Origin of the sequence: Gluconacetobacter liquefaciens, assembly GCF_003350405.1 — a bacterium.
Classification (GTDB): domain Bacteria; phylum Pseudomonadota; class Alphaproteobacteria; order Acetobacterales; family Acetobacteraceae; genus Gluconacetobacter; species Gluconacetobacter liquefaciens.
Genome location: NZ_QQAW01000001.1, coordinates 320952 through 340766, shown reverse-complemented (window position 1 = coordinate 340766; position 19815 = coordinate 320952). Strand labels below are relative to the sequence as shown.

15 protein-coding genes are annotated in these 19815 nt (G+C 67.3%); 3 read left to right on the top strand and 12 right to left on the bottom strand.

Features of this window, described 5'->3' with window-relative positions; translation table 11 throughout:
• Nucleotides 1-150: 150 nt before the first annotated feature.
• The 4 genes from prfB to hrcA all read right to left on the bottom strand — a co-directional run bounded on the left by prfB (nucleotide 151) and on the right by hrcA (nucleotide 6368).
• Nucleotides 151-1282 (bottom strand): peptide chain release factor 2 gene (gene prfB, locus C7453_RS01540; protein ID WP_114725401.1). Its coding sequence is split into 2 segments (ribosomal slippage): nucleotides 151-1212 and nucleotides 1214-1282, totalling 1131 coding nucleotides; the frame shifts between segments, so codons are not numbered across the junction.
• A gap of 70 nt (nucleotides 1283-1352) precedes the next feature.
• On the bottom strand, nucleotides 1353-4115 hold the full coding sequence (locus C7453_RS01535; protein WP_114725399.1) for a penicillin-binding protein 1A: 2763 nt from the start codon (nucleotides 4113-4115) through the stop codon (nucleotides 1353-1355).
• A gap of 126 nt (nucleotides 4116-4241) precedes the next feature.
• Nucleotides 4242-5129, bottom strand: a complete 888-nt coding sequence (locus C7453_RS01530; RefSeq protein WP_114725397.1) for an aldo/keto reductase — start codon at nucleotides 5127-5129, stop codon at nucleotides 4242-4244.
• 171 nt (nucleotides 5130-5300) lie between these two features.
• On the bottom strand, nucleotides 5301-6368 hold the full coding sequence (gene hrcA / locus C7453_RS01525) for a heat-inducible transcriptional repressor HrcA (RefSeq protein WP_114725395.1): 1068 nt from the start codon (nucleotides 6366-6368) through the stop codon (nucleotides 5301-5303).
• Nucleotides 6369-6553: 185 nt separating this feature from the next.
• On the opposite strand from hrcA, the gene rph reads away from it, so the two are divergent.
• Nucleotides 6554-7303, top strand: coding sequence for a ribonuclease PH (rph, locus tag C7453_RS01520; RefSeq protein WP_114725393.1), 750 nt, complete (start codon nucleotides 6554-6556; stop codon nucleotides 7301-7303).
• Nucleotides 7300-7917, top strand: coding sequence for an RdgB/HAM1 family non-canonical purine NTP pyrophosphatase (gene rdgB, locus C7453_RS01515; protein WP_114725391.1), 618 nt, complete (start codon nucleotides 7300-7302; stop codon nucleotides 7915-7917). The genes rph and rdgB overlap by 4 nt, the downstream gene beginning before the upstream one ends.
• Before the next feature lie 125 nt (nucleotides 7918-8042).
• Here the strand turns inward: rdgB and C7453_RS01510 are convergent, their stop codons facing one another.
• From C7453_RS01510 to truB, 4 genes are all read right to left on the bottom strand, one after another.
• Nucleotides 8043-9461, bottom strand: coding sequence for an NAD(P)H-dependent flavin oxidoreductase (locus tag C7453_RS01510; RefSeq protein WP_114725389.1), 1419 nt, complete (start codon nucleotides 9459-9461; stop codon nucleotides 8043-8045).
• A gap of 115 nt (nucleotides 9462-9576) precedes the next feature.
• The gene (gene pnp, locus C7453_RS01505) at nucleotides 9577-11718 is read right to left on the bottom strand and encodes a polyribonucleotide nucleotidyltransferase (RefSeq protein ID WP_114725387.1); all 2142 of its coding nucleotides are present in this window, start codon (nucleotides 11716-11718) and stop codon (nucleotides 9577-9579) included.
• Between the two features lie 313 nt (nucleotides 11719-12031).
• On the bottom strand, nucleotides 12032-12301 hold the full coding sequence (gene rpsO, locus C7453_RS01500; RefSeq protein WP_114725993.1) for a 30S ribosomal protein S15: 270 nt from the start codon (nucleotides 12299-12301) through the stop codon (nucleotides 12032-12034).
• 24 nt (nucleotides 12302-12325) lie between these two features.
• The gene (gene truB / locus C7453_RS01495; RefSeq protein ID WP_114725385.1) at nucleotides 12326-13246 is read right to left on the bottom strand and encodes a tRNA pseudouridine(55) synthase TruB; all 921 of its coding nucleotides are present in this window, start codon (nucleotides 13244-13246) and stop codon (nucleotides 12326-12328) included.
• A gap of 155 nt (nucleotides 13247-13401) precedes the next feature.
• Between truB and C7453_RS01490 the strand changes: the two genes are divergently transcribed.
• Nucleotides 13402-14379: an MlaD family protein gene (locus C7453_RS01490; RefSeq protein ID WP_114725383.1), complete on the top strand. Its 978-nt coding sequence runs from the start codon at nucleotides 13402-13404 to the stop codon at nucleotides 14377-14379.
• 138 nt (nucleotides 14380-14517) lie between these two features.
• On the opposite strand, the gene rbfA is transcribed toward C7453_RS01490, so the two are convergent.
• The 4 genes from rbfA to nusA are packed head-to-tail and all read right to left on the bottom strand — an operon-like array spanning nucleotide 14518 to nucleotide 19815.
• Nucleotides 14518-14955, bottom strand: a complete 438-nt coding sequence (gene rbfA, locus C7453_RS01485) for a 30S ribosome-binding factor RbfA (protein WP_114725381.1) — start codon at nucleotides 14953-14955, stop codon at nucleotides 14518-14520.
• Nucleotides 14952-17591 (bottom strand): translation initiation factor IF-2, encoded by a 2640-nt coding sequence (gene infB / locus C7453_RS01480; RefSeq protein WP_114725379.1) that lies wholly within the window; start codon nucleotides 17589-17591, stop codon nucleotides 14952-14954. The genes rbfA and infB overlap by 4 nt, the downstream gene beginning before the upstream one ends.
• A gap of 12 nt (nucleotides 17592-17603) precedes the next feature.
• The gene (locus C7453_RS01475) at nucleotides 17604-18245 is read right to left on the bottom strand and encodes an RNA-binding protein (RefSeq protein WP_114725377.1); all 642 of its coding nucleotides are present in this window, start codon (nucleotides 18243-18245) and stop codon (nucleotides 17604-17606) included.
• 34 nt (nucleotides 18246-18279) lie between these two features.
• Nucleotides 18280-19815 carry a transcription termination factor NusA gene (nusA, locus tag C7453_RS01470; RefSeq protein WP_114725375.1) on the bottom strand — a complete coding sequence of 512 codons (1536 nt, stop codon included), beginning with the start codon at nucleotides 19813-19815 and terminating at the stop codon, nucleotides 18280-18282.

Genomic DNA, 19815 nt, shown 5'->3' with positions numbered 1-19815 from the left:
TCGCCGCGCTGACAGAACCTGAACGCACGAGGGCCGGATCAGGTTCGAATCCATCGTGCGGGCCGCAAATCCCGTCATAAAAATCTCACAAAAAAAGGCGGCCGAAGCCGCCCTCTCTTGCGCGCATACCCCGCGATCACCCTGCGGCAATCACTGGGCGGAAGCACTGGCCTCGGACCGGGTCGCCCCCACACGGGCGGCCAGGGCTGCCGCCATGAAGTCATCCAGGTCCCCGTCCAGCACGGCGCCAGGGTTGCCGCGCTCGACATTCGTCCGCAGGTCCTTCACCAACTGGTAGGGCGCCAGCACGTAGGAGCGGATCTGGTGCCCCCAGCCGATATCGGTCTTCGCCGCCTCGGTCTGGGCCGCGGCGGCCTCGCGCCGTTGCAGTTCCTGCTCGTACATGCGGGCCTTCAGCATCGTCATCGCCGTCGCCCGGTTGCGATGCTGCGACCGGTCGGTCTGGCAGGCCACCACGATGCCGGTGGGAATGTGGGTGATTCGAATCGCGGACTCGGTCTTGTTGACGTGCTGCCCGCCGGCACCCGAGGCCCGGAACGTATCGACCTTCAGGTCGGCTTCGTTGATCTCGATCTCGATCGAATCATCGACCACCGGATAGACCCAGACCGAGGCAAACGACGTCTGCCGCCGCGCCGCCGCGTCGAAGGGCGAAATCCGCACCAGGCGATGCACGCCGGCCTCGGTCTTCAGCCAGCCATAGGCATTGGGGCCAGTCACCTGGATCGTCGCCGATTTCAGCCCGGCCTGCTCGCCCTCCGAGCTTTCCATCAGCGTGACCTTGTAGCCATGCTGCTCGGCCCAGCGGGTATACATGCGCAACAGCATCTCGGCCCAATCCTGGGCCTCGGTGCCGCCTGCGCCGGCATTGACTTCCATGTAGCAGTCGTTGCTGTCTGCCTCGCCGGACAGCAGGCTCTCGGTCTCGCGGCGCTTGGCCTCGTCAGCCAGTTCGCGCAGCATCCGCGTGGCGTCCTTCAGGACGGCCTCATCGCCTTCCATCTCGGCCAGTTCGACCAGATCCAGCGTATCGCGGACATCGCCTTCCAGCCGCTGCACCCCCTCGACCTGCCCGGCCAGCAGGGTGCGCTCGCGCATCAGCTTCTGGGCGGCGTCCGGATCGTTCCACAGATCCGGGTCCTCCGCCCGATTGTTCAGTTCGGCCAGACGGCCGATTGCGACATCCCAGTCAAAGATGCCTCCTCAGCAGTGCCACCGACTGCTTGAGCTGGTCGTTGAGAGCCTCGGTCTCGGCGGACATGGAACAGGAACTCCATCGGTCAGAAAGGGCGGCCGATTGACGGCCGGCCCGACAGGAAAAGCAAGCGGCGTCAATACAGGCCACCCATGCCAATGTCACCCCCGCCCGCCGGTGCGGCAGGAGCGGCGGCCGAAGGTGCGGGCTGGCCCGGCCCGCCGCCGGGGCCGGATGCGGGCCCGCCGGCGGGCGCGGCAGAGGGCGAGGCCGCCATGTCGCTCTCGGAATCCGGCATCGTCTCGGCACCGGTATCCTCGGCGGTCAACGCGCCGGTCGCATTGGCGTTCAGGTCGGCGCTGATGCCCGGCACCTGGTCGGGCTTGAAGGCATCCACCGCCATGCCCATCCCCGTATCGTAGCGCGCCAGCGTCAGCCCCTGGGGCACAGGGAAATCCAGCCTCGGCCGGTCGGCCAGCACCGCCTTCATCACCCGGTTCCAGATCGGGCCGGCGATCGTGCCGCCGGTCTCGTTCTTGCCCAGCGTCTGCGGCGTGTCGAACCCGACCCAGACGATCGTCACGATATCGGGCGAAAAGCCGGCGAACCACGCATCGTTGAAATTCTGGCTGGTGCCGGTTTTCCCGGCGATGGGCCGGTCGATGCCCTGCCCGGCCCGATTTCCTGTGCCGCGCAGGATCACGTCACGCATCATCGCCACGATCTGGTACGCGCTGTCCGGCGAGGCGACCTGCGGCCGCGTATCCACCAGCACAGGCCCATCGGCCGGCACGACCGCCACAGCCGGGGATGCGACGGCTGCCGGTGCCGCCACCGGTGCCCCACTCCCCGCGACGGCTGGTTGCGGCATCGCGGCAGGCACAGGGGCGGCGGTGCCGGTAGCCGGCACCGCCGCCTGCAAGGCCAGGCCCGGAGGCTGCCACAGCACATGGCCGTCGCGGTCCTGCACATTGTCGATCAGGGTCGGCGTCACCAACCGCCCGCCTGCCGCGATGGTGGCATAGGCCCCGGCCTCGCGCAGCACGGTCGTCTCCACCGCGCCCAGCGCGGCCGGCAGAACATGCGGCATGGACTCGACCAGCTGCAGCGAGGTGGCCATGTTCGCCACCGATTTCATGCCGATATGGGCCGCCAGACGGATCGTCACCAGATTGCGCGATTCCCGCAGCGCATCATGCAGGGTAGTCGGGCCCCAGAAATCCTTCTCGTAGTTGTTCGGATGCCAGGTGCCATAAGACACCGGGGAATCGTCGAATTTCTGGGAAGGCGAAATCCCCTGCTCCATCGCCGTCAGATAGACGAACGGCTTGAAGGACGATCCGGGCTGGCGCAGCGCCTGGGTCGCGCGATTGAACTGCGACTGGCCGAACGACCAGCCGCCGACCATCGCCAGCACCCGGCCCGTCCGCACGTCCAGCGTCACCAGCGCGCCCTCGACCTTGGGCACCTGCCGCAGCGCGACCCCGCCGCCATCGGCCTGGGGCTCGACCATCAGCACATCGCCCGCGCGGGGGGCGCGCCAGCGGCGCATCCAGGCCATGTCGCGCGCCAGCAGCCGCCCGCTCCGCGGTTCGGCATGCGCCGCCGGCCCTTCCAGCCAGCCGATCTCCCCCGTGGCCGGCGAGAGCAGAACCCCCAGCCGCCAGGAATCCAGCATGCCGGGCGGCCGCGCCGTATGTGCCAGCGCAGGCACCCATTGGCCGGCATCCGCGCCAGACGCGATCTCGTCCAGATGCGCCACCGGCCCCCGCCAGCCGCCATGGTCGTGGTCATAGCTCATCAACCCGTCACGCACTGCGGCGGTCGCGACCTGCTGCAGATGCGGGTCCATGCTGGTATGCACCAGAAGGCCACCCTGCATGGTGGTGTCCTGCCCGTAACGCTCGATCAGCTGGCGGCGCACTTCCTCGCCGAACCATTCCGATCCCGGGGCCGGACCGGGCCGGGTGAAGGCCTGCGGCACCAGCGGCTCGGCCTGCGCCAGACGCGCCTGCTCCTCGGTGATGGCACCGATCTCGACCATCTGCTGCAACACGAGGTTGCGCCGGGCCAGCGCCGCGTCCGGGAAACGATAGGGGTTGTAGTTGGAAGGCGATTTCGGCAGCGCGCCCAGGAACGCCGCCTGCGCGTCGTCCAACTGGTCCAGCGGCTTGTTGAAATAGGTCTGCGCCGCCGCGCCGACACCATACGCCCCCGCGCCCAGATAGATCTCGTTCAGGTAGATTTCGAGGATCTTGTCCTTCGACAGGGTCTGCTCGATACGGATCGCCAGCAGGGCCTCCTTGGCCTTGCGCTCCAGCGACAAAGTCTGTTTCGAGCCCAGCAGCATGATGCGCGCCACCTGCTGGGTGATCGTCGAGGCACCAATCGGCCTGTGCCCCTTGCTCATCGTCAGGTCGGTCAGCCCCGCGCGCAGGATCGCGAACGGATTGACGCCGCCATGGGTATAGAATTTCTGGTCTTCGGTCGCGATGACGGCATTCTTCACCCGGGCCGGAATGGCCGAATAGGGCACGAAGATACGCCGTTCCGCCGCCAGTTCCGCCATCACCCGGTCATCGCCGGAATAAAGCCGGCTCATCACCGGCGGCTGGTAGGTGCGCAGCCCGTCAACCGTCGGCAGGTCGGCCACCAGTTGCTCGTATTTGGTCCAGGCGACCATCCCGCCGGCCAGCGAGCCCAGCAGCAGCACCGCCGCCCCCCCGCCGAGCAGCCTGCGCACCAGCCGGAAGCGCGGCCGGCGCGGGCCGCCACCCGGCCCCGTCAGGCCGAAACCGCGTCGCGGCGGGCGGGGAGCCGCACCGTCTGCGGCATCACCGCCAATGCGCGAAGTCACAAGCAGCCGGCCGTCACGGCCTGATCCGTTACGAAAAATCATCCAGGGTCCAGTGGGCGAAGGGCAAGGAAACGAGATCCGTCACGACGGGCACCGGCGGAGCGGGACATGGGCAAGGACGCCTCTCCTAGCATTCCCGGGCCCCGGCGTCGCCCCCCGCAGGGCGCGTCAACCACCCGCCTGACGCTGCCATTCCGCGCGGCCCTCCTGTTCCAGGCGGGTGAAAACGGCATCATCCAGCACCAGTCCGGCGGCGACGACATTCTCCTCGACATGCTCGGGGCTGCCGGTACCGGGGATCGGCAGCATCACGGGGGCGCGGCGCAGCAGCCATGCCAGCGCCACCTGCCCCGGCGTGGCCCCCAGATCGCGCGCCACCCGGTCCAGCACGCCGCCCTCGCGGGCCAGCGACCCCGCCGCCAGCGGCGCCCAGGGGATGAAGCCGATCCCGTGCCCCGCGCAATAATCCAGCACGTCCTCCGAGGCACGATTGACCAGATTATAACGGTTCTGCACCGTCGCGACCGGAAAGAAGCGCCGGGCCCGCTCGATCATCTCCACGGACACTTCCGAGAGGCCGACATGGCGGATCAGTCCTTCCGCGCGCATCGCGGCGATCACCTCGAACTGCGTCTCCGGCGTGCAATCCGGCCCCACACGATGCAACTGCCACAAATCGATGCAGTCCACGCCAAGGCGGCGCATGCTCATCAGCACGCACTGGCGCAGATAGTCCGGATTCCCCACCGGGCGCCAGATATCCGGCCCATGGCGCGTATGGCCGCCCTTGGTTGCGATGCGCAGGCCGCCATAGGGATGCAAAGCGGCGCGGATCAGATCCTCGCTGACATAAGGCCCATAGGCATCGGCGGTGTCGATCAGCGTCACGCCGCAGGCCGCCGCGCGGCGCAGCGTGTCCAGCGCCCGGTCACGGTCGGGCGGATCCCCCCAGATTCCGCGCCCGGTAATGCGCATGGCGCCAAACCCCAGGCGCGCGACGGGCATATCGCCGCCAATCAGGAAGGTGCCGGCCTGGCCTGCATCGGGACGGGGCATGAAAGCGCTCCTCAAACATGCGCGCCAGGGCGGAAACAAAAGCCAGACCCAGGCAGCTAGATCAGGAAAATGGCGGCACCAAGGCAGGCCAGTTTTTCACGACGACCGTTTTATGGAGCCCCCAAATCTCGACCCGGACACAACCGCCAGCGCGCGTGTCCGGGCCGATCTTCAGCCGAGCATTCTGCCTATGACGCGGGCAGTATAATCCACCACCGGGATGATGCGCCCATAATTGAGGCGCGTGGGGCCGATCACGCCGATCGCCCCCACGATCCGGTTGCTGTCGGTCCGCGCCGGAGCCACCACCACCGAGGTGCCGGAAAGCCCGAACAGGCCGCTTTCGGCACCGATGAAGATCCGCACGCCATCCGATTCCTGCGCCAGTTCCAACAGGCGCAGCATCGTCTCCTGCGCCTCCAGCCGCTCGAACAGCATCTGGATGGTGGAGAGGCGCTCGATCTCCGTCACATCGGCCAGCAGGCGCGCCTGCCCCCGGATGAACAGCGTGCCGCCGCGATCCACGTCGCTCCAGGTCGCCAGCCCGCTGGCCACGATCTCGGCGGTCAAGTGATGCAGTTCGCTGCGATTGGCGCTCATGTCCGCACTGACATGCGTGCGCAGATCCTCCAGCGAGCGCCCGGCCAACTGGGCGTTGAGATAATTCCCCGCCTCGACCAGCGCCGAGGGCGGCAGGCCGATCGGGGTCTCGATCACCCGGTTCTCCACCTGCCCGTCCGCACCCACCAGGATCACCAGTGCCCGCCTGGGGCCAAGGGCGACGAATTCGATATGCTTCACCGCCCCGTCACCCTTGGGCGCCAGCACCAGCCCTGCGGCCGAGGACAGGCCGGACAACATCGACGACGCCTCGGCCAACGTGTCCTGCAACGAGCGGCCACGCATCTCCAGCGAGTTGGTGATGGTTTCGCGCTCGTCCTCGCTCAAGCTGCCGAACTGCAGCAGCCCGTCCACGAACAGCCGCACCCCCTTTTCCGTCGGCAGGCGGCCGGCCGAGGCATGGGGCGAAAACAGCAACCCGGCCTCGGTCAGGTCCGCCATCACGTTGCGGATGGTCGCCGGCGAGAGCGGAAGCGGCAGGCGTCGCGACAGCGTGCGCGACCCGACGGGCTCGCCGGTTTCCACATATTGTTCGACGATCTCGCGCAGGATCGCCGCCGAACGGGCATCCAGCCCCGGTGGCAGGGCCGGACGGGAAGACAGGGTGCCGGGATTCATCCTGCTTGAAGCCTCCACGTTCGAGGCCGGCGAACGCCGGCGGAATTGACCACTATAAATCTGGAAGCTCCGGCCCGCTATGACAAGCATCGGGCTGGCCATTCTCCCCCGGCTCGGGCTATGCCCGCGCTTTCGGCACCCCGCCCCCGAATGCCCTGCCTGTCGATGCGGAGTATCCTTTGCCCATGACCACCCGTCCCTCGGGCCGCGCCGCCGACGCGCTGCGCCCCGTCTCCATCGAAACCGGCTTCGCCCGCCACGCCGAGGGATCGGCCCTGATCCGCATGGGCGGGACCGAGGTGCTGTGCGCCGCCAGCGTCGAACCCCGCGTGCCGCCCTTCCTGCGCGGCCAGGGCAAGGGCTGGGTCACGGCCGAATACGGCATGCTGCCCCGCGCCACCCACGCGCGCGGCCCGCGCGAGGCCGCGAAGGGCAAGCAATCGGGCCGCACGCAGGAAATCCAGCGCCTGATCGGCCGCTCGCTGCGTGCCGTGACCGACCTGACCGCACTGGGTGAAATCTCGATCACCGTCGATTGCGACGTGCTGAACGCCGATGGCGGCACCCGCTGCGCCTCCATCACTGGTGCCTGGGTCGCCCTGCGGCTGGCACTGGAAAAGCTGGTGCGCAACCGCGTGCTGGCCCGCGTGCCGCTGACGGCACAGGTCGCGGCCATCTCCTGCGGCCTGACCGAGGCCGGCGCGGTGCTCGACCTCGATTACGACGAAGACAGCACGGCCGCCGCCGACGCCAATTTCGTTCTCACCGAGGCCGGCGGCATCGTCGAGATCCAGGGCACGGCCGAACAGGCCCCCTTCTCGCAGGCGCAGTTCGAGGCCCTGATGCGGCTGGCACAGGCCGGCACCGCGCATCTGTTCGCCGCCCAGCTTGCTGCGGTCGACAAAGCACTGGCCGCACGGAGCGACGCGTCGTGAGCGGGGCGAGCACCCCCCGCCTGGCCTCCGGCACACGGCTGGTCCTGGCCAGCCACAACCAGGGCAAGCTGGCGGAATTCGATGCCCTGCTGAACGGCTATGGCATCACCATCGTCTCCGCCGGCCAACTCGGCCTGCCCGAACCCGAGGAAACCGCGGACAGCTTCACCGGCAACGCGGCGCTGAAGGCCGTGGCAGCGGCCAAGGCCAGCGGCCTGCCGGCGCTGGCCGACGATTCCGGCCTCTGCGTCGCGGCCCTGGGCGGCGCGCCAGGGATCTATTCCGCCCGCTGGGCCGGCCCCGACAAGGATTTCCCCGGCGCCATGGCCCGCATCCACGAAGCCATCGGCAATGACGAGGACCGGTCCGCCTGGTTCATCTCCGTCCTCTGCCTCGCCTGGCCCGACGGCACCCTCCGCACCTTCGAAGGCCGGATCGACGGGCAGATCGCTTGGCCGCCCCGCGGCGCCCAGGGCCATGGCTACGACCCGATCTTCACTCCGGAAGGCGAAACCCGCACTTTCGCCGAAATGCCGGAAGCCGAGAAGAACGCCATCAGCCACCGCGCCCGCGCCTTCGCCGCCTTCCGCGCCGCCTGCCTGCCGGAGGGGTAGCCCCGCAAGGGCGTTGCCCTTGACCCACCAAAGGGCGAAGCCCTTTGGAAACCCAGTCATGATCGGCACAAACGCGAACGGGCCCCGAAAGGGGCCCGTTCCAACCGTTCCAGTAATCCGCCGGATCAGCGTCCGGTCATGATGCGGTCGACCAGTTGACCGACCGTCGGCACGAACCCGTTGGCGTAGAACGGGTCGGTGCCGAAGCGCCACGCGTTCGTGCCGCCGAACATCAGGTTGTTGTCCATCACCCCGTCGTCGCCTTCCGGCCCCGCATGGGCAATGGCCTGGAGCGTCTTCTGGATGCAGAACGAGCGCGGATCGGCCTTGTGGCCGTTGGAATAATCCGGGCCCCGCTGGCTCCAGTTCGAGAAGCGGCATTCCGACAGGCACCCCATGCACGCCACCTGGTCGGCCAGGATCTCCCGCGCCTTCTCGGGCGTGACGAAGATCAGCGTCGAATCCGGGGTGCGCATGGCCTCGGTGAAGCCCTCGCGCTCCCACAGCCGGACATGCTCGCGGTCGGCCTCGGTCACGAAGACCTGCCGGCCACGGGCCCCCACGCCATAAGCGGCCGTATGCTCGCCCACCGGTTCGGCGGAGAAGGCCACCTGCCGCTCGGACCGCCCCTGCAATTCCCGCAGGAAAGGATTGTTCACCGCGGAAGAGTAGAACCCCGTCGGCGAGAAGCGGTTCAGGAACACGTCCCCCTTCTTCAGCGTCAGCAGCCGGCGCTTCCACGCATCGGGGATCGGGCTCTCCTGCGTCAGCAACGGTCGGGTGCCGAACTGGAAGGCGATCGGCCCGAGTTCGGGATTGTCGATCCAGTCTTCCCATTCCTCCAGGCACCACACGCCACCAGCCATGATGATCGGCGTCTCATGCAGGCCGAAGCCGCGCATCGCCTGGCGCAGCGCCAGCACGCGCGGGAACGGGTCCTCGGGATTGAGCGGATTTTCGCTGTTCGACAGGCCGTTATGCCCGCCGGCCCGCCACGGGTCTTCGTACACCACCCCGCCCAGTCCATCGGGGTTCTTGTGGAATGAACGCTTCCACAAGGCACTGAACGCCCGCGCGGACGACACGATGGGATAATAATGGATGCCGAACCGCGCCGCGATGTCCGACAGGCGATAGGGCATGCCCGCGCCACAGGTCAGGCCATGGATCAGACCCGGCGCGCCTTCCAGCACGCCCAGGATAACGTCTTCGGCGCCGCCCATCTCCCACAGGATGTTGGCATGCACGCGCCCGCGCCCACCGGACAGATCATGCGCGATCCGCGCCTGCGCAATGCCGCCGGCAATAGCGTAGGCAATCAGTTCCTGCTGCCGTTCACGCCGGTTTCGGCCGTGATAGACCTGCGGGACATATCGTCCCTCAGCGTCATAGGAATCGGCATTGACGATAGAGACCGTGCCGGCGCCCCCCGCCGCCGCCCAATGTCCGGACGATATGCCGGTCGAAACCGACACGCCCTTCCCACCTTCGATCAGCGGCAGGACATCCACCCCGCCCATGCGGATCGCATTGATCGCCTTCATCACTACCCTATCGTCCTCGCACGGTCCCGAAGGACCGGCGTCTCGTCCATCCGTGCCCCGCACCTCACGGGCGGAGCCGCGACGGCGAGGCTGATTACCCCGCCGCCGACCGGCCTCAGCGTGCCGGCGGTCGGGCGGGCTTGGCGCCGACAGTCTCGGTGATATCGGCCCCCGTCTCCTGATCGACGACGCGCATCGACAGCTTGACCTTGCCGCGATCGTCGAAGCCCAGAACCTTCACCTTGACCACATCGCCCTGGTTGACGATGTCCGTGGTCTTGGCCACCCGGCCCTGCGACAGTTCCGAGATATGGACCAGACCGTCGCGCGCGCCCAGGAAGTTCACGAACGCACCGAAATCGGCGGTCTTGACAACCTTGCCGGTATAGATCGCGCCGATCTCGGGCTCGGCCACGATGCCGCGAATACGCTCGATCGCCTTGGTGGCCTGCTCTTCGGCCGACGCGGCGATCATGATCGTGCCGTCATCATTGATATCGATCTTGGCGCCCGAATATTCAACGATCTCACGGATCACTTTACCGCCCTGGCCGATCACATCGCGGATCTTTTCCTTGGGCACGGTAATGGTCGTGATCTTCGGCGCGGTCGAGGACACGTCGCTGCGCCCCTCGGTCAGGGCCTTGGACATCTCGCCCAGGATGTGCAGGCGGCCGTCGCGCGCCTGGCCCAGGGCGATCTTCATGATCTCGGGCGTGATGGACGTGATCTTGATGTCCATCTGCAGCGCGGTGACGCCCTGCTCGGTGCCCGCCACCTTGAAGTCCATGTCGCCCAGGTGATCTTCGTCACCCAGGATGTCGGACAGCACCGCGAAACCGCGATCTTCCTTGATCAGGCCCATGGCGATACCCGCCACCGGACGCTTCAGCGGCACGCCGGCATCCATCAGCGCCAGCGAGGTGCCGCACACGGTCGCCATCGAGGACGAACCGTTGCTCTCGGTGATCTCGGACACCACGCGCATCGTGTACGGGAAGGTGTCCTTGCCGGGCAGCAGCGGATGCACCGCGCGCCAGGCCAGCTTGCCATGCCCGATCTCGCGACGGCCCGGCGAGCCCATGCGGCCGCACTCACCCACCGAGTAGGGGGGGAAGTTGTAGTGCAGCATGAAGTTGGTGCGGTACTCGCCTTCCAGCGCGTCGATCACCTGCTCGTCCTGGGCGGTGCCCAGGGTCGCGACCACCAGAGCCTGGGTCTCGCCACGGGTGAACAGGGCCGAGCCATGGGCACGCGGCAGAATACCGACTTCCGACACGATCGGGCGGACCGTCTTCAGGTCGCGACCGTCGATCCGCAGACCGGTATCGAGCACCGAGCTGCGCACCACGTCGGCTTCCAGATCCTTCAGGATCGGCTTGGCCGCGCCCGCATCCAGGCCTTCAGCCGTCAGCGCCGCCAGCACGGCATCCTTCGCCGCACCGACCTTCTTGTAACGCGCCTGCTTCACGCGCTCCTGGTACGCCTCGGCGATCGACGCACGGCCCAGCACGTCGATCCGCTTGCGCAGCGCCAGTTCCTCGGCCGACGGCTCGGCCAGATCCCACGGCGCCTTCGCGGCATGCTCGGCCAGCGCGATGATGGCGTCGATGACCGGCTGGAACGCTTCATGACCGAAGGTCACGGCGCCCAGCATCACCTCTTCGCTCAGTTCGGCGGCTTCGGATTCGACCATCAGCACGCCTTCGGCGGTGCCGGCGACGACCAGATCCAGCGCGCTGTCCTTCATCTCCGGCAGGGTCGGGTTCAGCACATAGGCGCCGTTCTGATAGCCGACGCGGCAGGCCGCCACCGGGCCGAAGAACGGAATGCCCGACAGCGTCAGCGCCGCCGAGCAGCCGATCAGGGACGCGATCGCCGGATCGTTTTCCAGATCGTGGCTCAGCACGGTCGCGACGACCTGGACCTCGTTGCGGAAGCCCTCCGGGAACAGCGGACGGATCGGGCGGTCGATCAGGCGCGAATTCAGCACCTCGATCTCCGACGGACGGCCCTCACGCTTGAAGAAGCCACCGGGGATCTTGCCGGCCGCATAGGCCTTTTCCTGGTAGTTGACCGTCAGTGGGAAGAAATCCTGGCCCGGCTTGACGCTGCGGGCGCCCACGGCGGTGCAGAGCACGACCGTGTCGCCATAGGTCACGACCACGGCGCCATCGGCCTGGCGGGCGATCTTGCCCGTCTCCAGCACCAGCGTGCGGCCGCCCCATTCGATCTCTTTGCGGTAGTAGTTGAACATTCAGACACTCCCTGTCCGATGGCCACCCCGGATGAATGGGAGAGGCCCGGACAAGGGGATGAAGGACAGCGTCTCGGACGGCATGGAGCGATGACGGTCATCCGCCAGAACACCATGTGGCCTGAAACGCTGTGACCCGGTCCGGATGTCTCCACCGACATGGGGGCAGCGTGTGGCCCGGCCCAGGATTGGGCATCGGGCGCGGCGGCCCCGCGACAACGGGGCGGCCATGCCACCCCGTCGGCGGAACGCACCAATGCGATCCGGCCCGTTGCCACGCAAAGCGGGGCAGCAGGCCGGATCGCGCGTCATCTCAGCGACGCAGGCCCAGACGACCGATCACGGTCTGGTAGCGGGCCTCGTCCTTGCGCTTCAGATAGTCCAGCAGGCCACGGCGCTTGCCGACCATCACCAGCAGGCCGCGACGCGAGTGGAAATCCTTCGCGTGGGTCTTCAGGTGCTCGGTCAGGTTCGTGATCCGCTCGGTCAGCAGGGCGACCTGGACTTCCGGCGAGCCGGTGTCGGTGGCGGCGGTCTGGTATTCGCCAATCAGCGCCGTGCGGCGTTCAGCAGTAATCGACATCGTGTTCTCCACATTCCAATTCGGTTAAAGCATGCGGTCCGGGCGCAGCCAGCCATCTTCCAGCCGGCACAGCCCGATCACGCGCCCCCCGTCCATTCCCCGCACGATGCCCTGGTCGGGATCGGCGGCGTCAGGAATGCGTCCCATCAGGCCGAGCAGGCTGATCGCCTGCCCATGCGAAAGGGACTCTGCTTCCTCGTGGGTCAAGGCCAGCGCCGGGATGTCGGCCAGCGCGGTCGCGACCGGAAGAAGCAGATCCGGTGAGGCAGGCGCGTTGTCGTCGTTTGGCGTCAGTTTGTCCAGTGGAATCGCGTCTTCCTCGGCAAAAGGCCCCACCCGCAGACGGCGCAGGGCGGCCACGTGGCCCACCGTGCCACAGGCCCGCGCGATGTCGCGCGCCAGCGAGCGCATATAGACGCCCTTGCCCGATTCCACTTCGAAAATCGCGGTATCCTCATCCGGCCGCGCCACCAGTTCGAACCGGTCGATCCGGGCCGGCCGGGGCGGCAGATCGGGCGGCCGCCCGTCGCGCGCCATGTCATAGGCCCGCTCTCCCGCCACCTTGATCGCGGAATAGACGGGCGGCACCTGCATGATATCGCCTTGGAACGCCGGCAGCGCACGGCGGAAATCCTCGTCCGTCGGCCGCACGGCCGAGGTCTCGGTCACCGCCCCGTCGGCATCGTCGGTATCCCGGGCCTCGCCCAGACGCAGGGTGAACTGATAGCGCTTGGTTCCGTCCATGATGTACGGCACGGTCTTGGTCGCCGCGCCGAAGGCGATGGGCAGCAGGCCGGTCGCCAGCGGGTCCAGCGTGCCACCATGCCCCGCCTTGGCGGCATCGAAGGCGCGCTTCACCCGGTTGACGACATCGGTCGATGTCATCCCCGCCGGCTTGTCGATGACCAGCCAGCCATCGATCTGACGTCCGCGCTTGCGTCGCATGGGGCAAAACCTTCTTGATCAAAATCCTGGAAGAGGCGTGCGTGTAGACGAGCCCTGAATGAGGAGCAATGCCGGATTGTGCCATGCCTGCTTTCTCAAGGGGCTCAGGAGGCCCGAAATAAACGCCTCATGATCTTTTCTTTCCCCCTCCTCCGATGAGCAGTCATCCAGGCCGGGCAGCCGGATGGACGGCCGTCCTGCTCTTCGTTGCCGGCGGGATCGGGCTGGGCTGCGCGTTCCTTGGCGCGTTCGGCCAGTTCGGCCTGATGACGCACAGCGAGCGCGCCATGGTCGTCTTCGACCGTCCGATCGGCGGCCTGCGCGCCGGCGCCACGGTCACGTTTCGCGGCGCGACACTTGGACGGGTCGAACATGTCGGCCTCACCGCCGATCCCCTGCATGGCCGCGCGCTGATTCCGGTCACGATCCGCATCCAGCCCGAACGGATTCACATGGCTGGCGGCGGAGGCGCCCTGTCGCCGCACCTGATGCTGTCCCGGCTGATCCAGGACGGATTGCAGGCCGAACTGCATAGCGCCAGCCTGGTGACCGGCCGCGTCGGCATCGATCTCGATATCGCCCCCGGCCCGGCCCCGCCCCTGCATCCCGGCCTGTCGAACCTGCCGGAAATTCCAACCCATGAATCCCGCCTGGCCATCCTCCGCCGCACCCTGACCACCCTGCCGATCCATAAAATGGCAGCGGAATGGCGGCAGACCGTGCAGGAAGGCCAAAAGATCAGGCAGACACTCGATGCCACCCTGCCCCCCGTCCGCGCCAGCGTAACGGCAACCGCATCTTCCATCCGAACGGCTTCCGCCACGGCACAAACAGCCCGACAAAAGATCGAAACCGACTGGCACACCACCCGCGCCGCGCTCGAACAGGTGCGCGCGACGGCCCACCGGCAGAGTCACGATCGCGGCACGGAAATCCACGCCGTCACCCGCGACACCCACGCCGCCCTGGCGGCCGCCCGTCAGATCCGCTCCGACCTGCGCACACCGGATGATGCGTTGGAAACCAATCTGGACGCGGCACGGCGCGACATCGCCGCCGGGGGCGCCGCATTGCATGACGCGGCACGCACGATCCGCCGCGAACCGGGCGTTCTGATCACAGGAAGGCGATAGTCTTCGTTCTTTTTTGAAAAAAAGAACCAAAAAACTTTGATTCGTCGGGGGAATTTTGTGCCGGGACACGCGATGTCCCTGAACCGGTCAAAAGTCTTTTTGCTTCTTTTTCTTCAGAAAAAGAAGAGAGACTTTCTCTCAGTCCAGATCCCGCGCCACTTCCGGCTTGTTCAGCAACGCACTGACTTCCATCGCATAATCCAGCGCCGTATCCGGCTGGAAATGGATTTCCGGCACCACCCGCAGCCGCAGATTGCCCGACATGCGCGACCGCAGGAACGGCGCCACACGCCTCAGCGCCGGCATCAGCGCATCCACATCGCTACGCCCCAGCCGCGCCACGAAGGCCGTCGCGTGCTTCAGGTCCGGGGACAGACGTACTTCCGTCACGGTGATGCGGGCATCGACCAGTTCCGGGTCGCGGAATTCGGTGCGGGCGAACAGGTCCGCCAGCACCCGGCGCACTTCCTCGCCCACGCGCAACTGGCGCTGGCTGGGTCCGGAAGCGGCAAGACCGGCGAGTTTCCCCGCCGGCCCCGCCGTATTCACCTTCCCACGGGATGGGTTGCGGCTCATGCGGGAACCAGTTCCATCTCGTAGCACTCGACCATGTCGCCTTCGCGCAGATCGTTGTAGCCCGCGAAGGACAGGCCGCACTCATAACCGCGCGCCACTTCCTTGACATCGTCCTTGAAGCGCTTGAGCTGGCTGAGATCGCCCTCGTGCACCACGACGTTGTCGCGCAGCAGGCGCACACCGCACCCACGCTTGACCACGCCCTCGGTGACGTAGCAACCGGCAACCTTGCCCACCTTGGTGATGTCGAACACCTTGCGGATCTCGGCATACCCCAGGAACTTCTCGCGGTGCTTGGGCGCAACCTTGCCCTTGACCAACTGCTCCACGTCATCCGCGACCTGATAGATGATCGAGTAGTAGCGGATATCGACCCCTTCGCGCTGCGCCAGTTCCCGCGCCTGCGTCGTGGCACGGACGTTGAACGCGATGATCACCGCATCCGAAGCCTTGGCCAACTGCACGTCGCTTTCGGTGATCTGGCCCACACCGGCCGTCAGCACCCGCACCTTGACCTCTTCGTGCTCAAGCTTGAGCACCGTGGTCTGCAACGCCTCGGCCGAACCCTGGACGTCGGCCTTGATCAGCACGGCGACTTCCTTCTGGGCACCGGCCTGGATGCGCGCCAGCATCTGGTCCAGCGTGCCGCGCGCGGCAGTCTGGCCAGCAGCCATGCGGTCCTTGATCACGCGCTGGCGGAATTCCGAGATCTCGCGGGCGCGGTTCTCGTTCTCCACCACCACGAAAGGCTCGCCTGCACCCGGCACGCCGGTGACGCCCAGGATCTCGACCGGGGTCGAAGGCAGCGCCTCCTGGATCTGGCGATTGCGGTCGTCGAGCATCGCACGGACACGGCCCCATTCGGCGCCGGCCACCACGATGTCGCCACGCCGCAGCGTGCCCTTCTGCACCAGGATCGTCGCCACCGGGCCACGACCGCGATCCAGCCGGCTTTCGATCACCGAGCCTTCGGCCACCCGGTCCGGGTTGGCGCGCAGGTCCAGGATTTCCGCCTGGAGCAGGATGGCTTCTTCCAGCTTGTCCAGCCCGGTGCGCTTCAGCGCCGAGACCTCGACATCCTGGGTGTCGCCGCCCATCGATTCGACCACGATCTCGTGCGACAGCAGTTCCTGACGCACGCGCTCGGGGTTGGCACCCGGCTTGTCGCACTTGTTGATCGCCACCACGATCGGCGCATTCGCCGCCTTGGCATGGCGGATCGCCTCGATCGTCTGCGGCATCACGCCGTCATCCGCCGCGACCACCAGCACCACCACGTCGGTCACCGAGGCACCACGGGCACGCATGGCGGTGAACGCCTCATGGCCCGGCGTGTCGATGAAGGTGATCTTGGAGCCCGAAGGCAGCGTCACCTGATAGGCGCCGATATGCTGCGTGATCCCGCCGGCTTCGGCCGCAGCCACGTCGGTGGTGCGCAGCGCATCCAGCAGCGAGGTCTTGCCGTGGTCGACATGCCCCATGACCGTCACGACGGGCGGACGCGGCAGCAGATCTTCCGGCGTATCGTCGATGCCTTCGATACCGATCTCGACATCGCTGTCCGCCACGCGGCGCACACGATGGCCGAATTCCTGAATCACCAGCTCGGCCGTGTCGGCATCCAGCGACTGCGTCACGGTCGCCATCACGCCCATCTTCATCAGGGCCTTGATGACTTCGCCCTGGCGGGCCGCCATACGGTTCGCCAGTTCCTGCACCGTGATCGTCTCGGGCAGCACGACGTCACGCACCACGCGGACCTGGTCGGAGCGCAGACGCTCCAGTTCGGCCTGCCGGCGCTCACGCTCGCGCTGACGCCGGACCGAGGCCAGCGAGCGCGTCTTGTCGTCGTCACCCTCGATCGCCGCCTGAACGTCGATACGGCCGGAACGGCGGTTGTCGCCACCCTTCTTCGCAGGCGCGCCGTTCGGCTTGCGGCTGGGCACGACACCGGGGCGACGCGGCGCCCGGCGTTCCTCTTCCGTGTCGGGGCCGCGACCGGTGCGCAGGCGCAGGGTCTCGCCCTGCGGCTGGGCCGGCGTCGCAGCCGCAGGCGCGGGGCGGGTCGGCGTCACCGGGCGGGCCGGCATGATGGCGCGTTCGGCCAGCGGGCGCAGGCGCTCCATCGGCGGCGCCAGCGTAACCTCGCCGGGCCTCGGCACGGCCGAGACCACCGCCCCGGTCTCCACGACCTCAGGCTGCTCCTGAACCTGACGCGCGGCCTGCTCGGCTCGGGCACGGGCCGCTTCTTCCTGTTCGCGGGATTCTTCCTCGGCGGCGGACAGGATCATGATCTTTTCCTGCTCGCGGCGCTCCTGCTCGCGGCGAACAGCCTCGGCCCGCTGCTCCTCGAGGACGCGCTGGCGGGTAGCCAGTTCGGCTGCGGTCAGCGCGCGACCGCCACTGCCACCGCGCGCACCTGCCCGGCCGCCACCCGGCGAACCGGAGCCGCTGCCTGCGGGGGCCGGACCGGGGCCGCGCTTCTTGCGCACCTCGACCTGCACCACCTTCGAACGACCATGGCTGAAACTCTGCCGCACGGAACCGGCGTCAACCGTCCGTCCGACCTCCTTCCGGCCCGCCGGCCGCAAGGACAAGCGTCCCTTACCCTGATCCTGATCGTTGCCTTCGCTCATGTACCCGCCTGTTCACCCAAGTTCGCCGGATCGGTCCGACGAACCCGGAACCGCCCTGCCGGACAGCCCCGCAAAACGTTCACTATCGATACGGACGCGCCGTGCCAGTTCGCCATGCGACATCGCCGCATGCACGACATGGTCACGGCCGAATGCCGCACCCAGACCCGCCGCCGTAGGAACAACCGCTATCGGCAGATCCCGTGCGCCGGACAATAACCTCGTCCTCTCATCAGGGCTGCCATCCTCGGCCTGTATGATCAGACCGGCGCGACCGCCCTCTATCCATTCCCGCACCTTGACGAAACCGTATGTCACCTGACCGGCCCGTCGTGCGAGTCCCACCGTATCCAGTATCCGGCGCACGAGGCCGGCTTCCAGGATCTTGTCCAGATCGGGCGGAACAACGACCTGACCCCGGGCTGCGCGTGAGAATGCCCCTCGCGTCCGGGCCGTTTCTAGCACATCCCGCCGCGCGCTCAACCAGATTCCCCGTCCGGGCAGACGCGCGGAAAGATCGGGTGTCACAATCCGGTCGGGCGAGACCACGAAACGGACCATCGTCTCGGGTGCCGCGCGCTCCCGCGTGACGATACAGCGGCGCAAAGGCCCCCGCTCGTCGTCTTCCGGCTCCAGATCGGCGTCCGCCGTCATATCCTGTCCCGCCTGCCCCGACACGCCGTGGCGCTCAGGCCTCCGGCGCCTCCTGGGCTTCAGCCGACGGCTCGTCCTCGAACCAGTGAGCACGCGCCGCCATGATGATCTCGTTCGCCGCTTCCTCGTCGATCACGTCGCCGCCGAGGAATTCGACCAGCTCATCGCCGGCCAGGTCAGCCAGATCGTCCAGGGTCTTCACACCCTTTTCACCCAGCGTCACCAGCATCTGGTTGGAAAACACGCCCAGAACCGCAATCTCGTCGGTCACGCCGAGTCCACGGCGCTTCTCGTCCAGTTCCTCCTCGCGACGGGCCAGGAAGCCCTCCGCACGGCGGACCAGTTCGCCGGCCACATCCTCGTCGAACCCTTCGATCTCCGCCAGTTCGTCGGGCTCGGCATACGCCAGTTCCTCGATCGAATGGAAGCCTTCGGTCACCAGCAGGCCGGCAATCACGTCGTCCACGTCCAGCGCTTCGACGAACAGGTTGCTGCGACGACGGAACTCTTCCTGCCGGCGCTCCGATTCCTCGGCCTCGGTCAGGATGTCGATATCCCAGCGCGTCAACTGGCTCGCCAGGCGGACATTCTGCCCGCGCCGGCCGATCGCCAGGCTCAACTGCTCGTCGGGCACCACCACTTCGACGCGCCCGGCCTCCTCGTCCATCACCACCTTGCTGACTTCCGCCGGCGCCAGCGCGTTGACCACGAAGGTCGCCGCCTGCGGGCTCCAAGGAATGATGTCGATCTTCTCGCCCTGAAGTTCCTGCACCACGGCCTGCACGCGCGATCCGCGCATACCCACGCAGGCACCGACCGGATCGATCGAGGCATCGCGCGAAATCACCGCCATCTTGGCGCGCGACCCCGGATCGCGGGCCACGGCCTTGATCTCGATGATGCCGTCATAGATCTCGGGCACTTCCTGCGCGAACAGCTTGGCCAGGAACGCCGGATGCGTGCGCGACAGGAAGATCTGCGGCCCGCGCGGCTCGTCGCGCACGTCATAGATATAGGCCCGCACGCGGTCGGAATTGCGGAAGCTCTCACGCGGGATCAGCTCGTCGCGGCGCAGCAGCGCCTCCGAACTGCCGATCTCGACCATCAGGTTCCCGTATTCCGTGCGCTTGACCGTGCCGTTCACGATCTCGCCCACGCGGTCCTTGAATTCCTCGAACTGGCGCTTGCGCTCATATTCGCGCACGCGCTGCACGATCACCTGCTTGGCGGTCTGCGCCGCAATCCGGCCAAAATCGATCGGCGGCAGCGGGTCAACCAGATGCTCGCCCAACTGGATCTCGGGCTTGAACTTGCGGGCGATATGGAGCGGGATCTGCGTTTCCTCATTCTCCACGACCTCCACGGCCTCGGTCCAGCGCGACAGGCGCACATCGCCGGTCTTGCGGTCGATGGTCGCGCGGATGTCCTTCTCATGCCCGTACTTGGCGCGCCCGGCCTTCTGAATGGCCTGCTCCATCGCCTCCAGGACTTCCTCCCGGTCGATCGCCTTCTCGCGCGCGACGGCATCCGCCACCAGCAGCAGTTCGGGACGGGAAACGGACGTGTCCAT

Coding starts and splice junctions, on each gene's coding strand:
- C7453_RS01535 (WP_114725399.1), bottom strand. CDS start 4,115: ATGATTTTTCGTAACGGATCAGGCCGTGACGGCCGGCTGCTTGTGACT.
- C7453_RS01530 (WP_114725397.1), bottom strand. CDS start 5,129: ATGCCCCGTCCCGATGCAGGCCAGGCCGGCACCTTCCTGATTGGCGGC.
- hrcA (WP_114725395.1), bottom strand. CDS start 6,368: ATGAATCCCGGCACCCTGTCTTCCCGTCCGGCCCTGCCACCGGGGCTG.
- rph (WP_114725393.1), top strand. CDS start 6,554: ATGACCACCCGTCCCTCGGGCCGCGCCGCCGACGCGCTGCGCCCCGTC.
- C7453_RS01510 (WP_114725389.1), bottom strand. CDS start 9,461: ATGAAGGCGATCAATGCGATCCGCATGGGCGGGGTGGATGTCCTGCCG.
- pnp (WP_114725387.1), bottom strand. CDS start 11,718: ATGTTCAACTACTACCGCAAAGAGATCGAATGGGGCGGCCGCACGCTG.
- rpsO (WP_114725993.1), bottom strand. CDS start 12,301: ATGTCGATTACTGCTGAACGCCGCACGGCGCTGATTGGCGAATACCAG.
- truB (WP_114725385.1), bottom strand. CDS start 13,246: ATGCGACGCAAGCGCGGACGTCAGATCGATGGCTGGCTGGTCATCGAC.
- C7453_RS01490 (WP_114725383.1), top strand. CDS start 13,402: ATGAGCAGTCATCCAGGCCGGGCAGCCGGATGGACGGCCGTCCTGCTC.
- rbfA (WP_114725381.1), bottom strand. CDS start 14,955: ATGAGCCGCAACCCATCCCGTGGGAAGGTGAATACGGCGGGGCCGGCG.
- infB (WP_114725379.1), bottom strand. CDS start 17,591: ATGAGCGAAGGCAACGATCAGGATCAGGGTAAGGGACGCTTGTCCTTG.
- C7453_RS01475 (WP_114725377.1), bottom strand. CDS start 18,245: ATGACGGCGGACGCCGATCTGGAGCCGGAAGACGACGAGCGGGGGCCT.
- nusA (WP_114725375.1), bottom strand. CDS start 19,815: ATGGACACGTCCGTTTCCCGTCCCGAACTGCTGCTGGTGGCGGATGCC.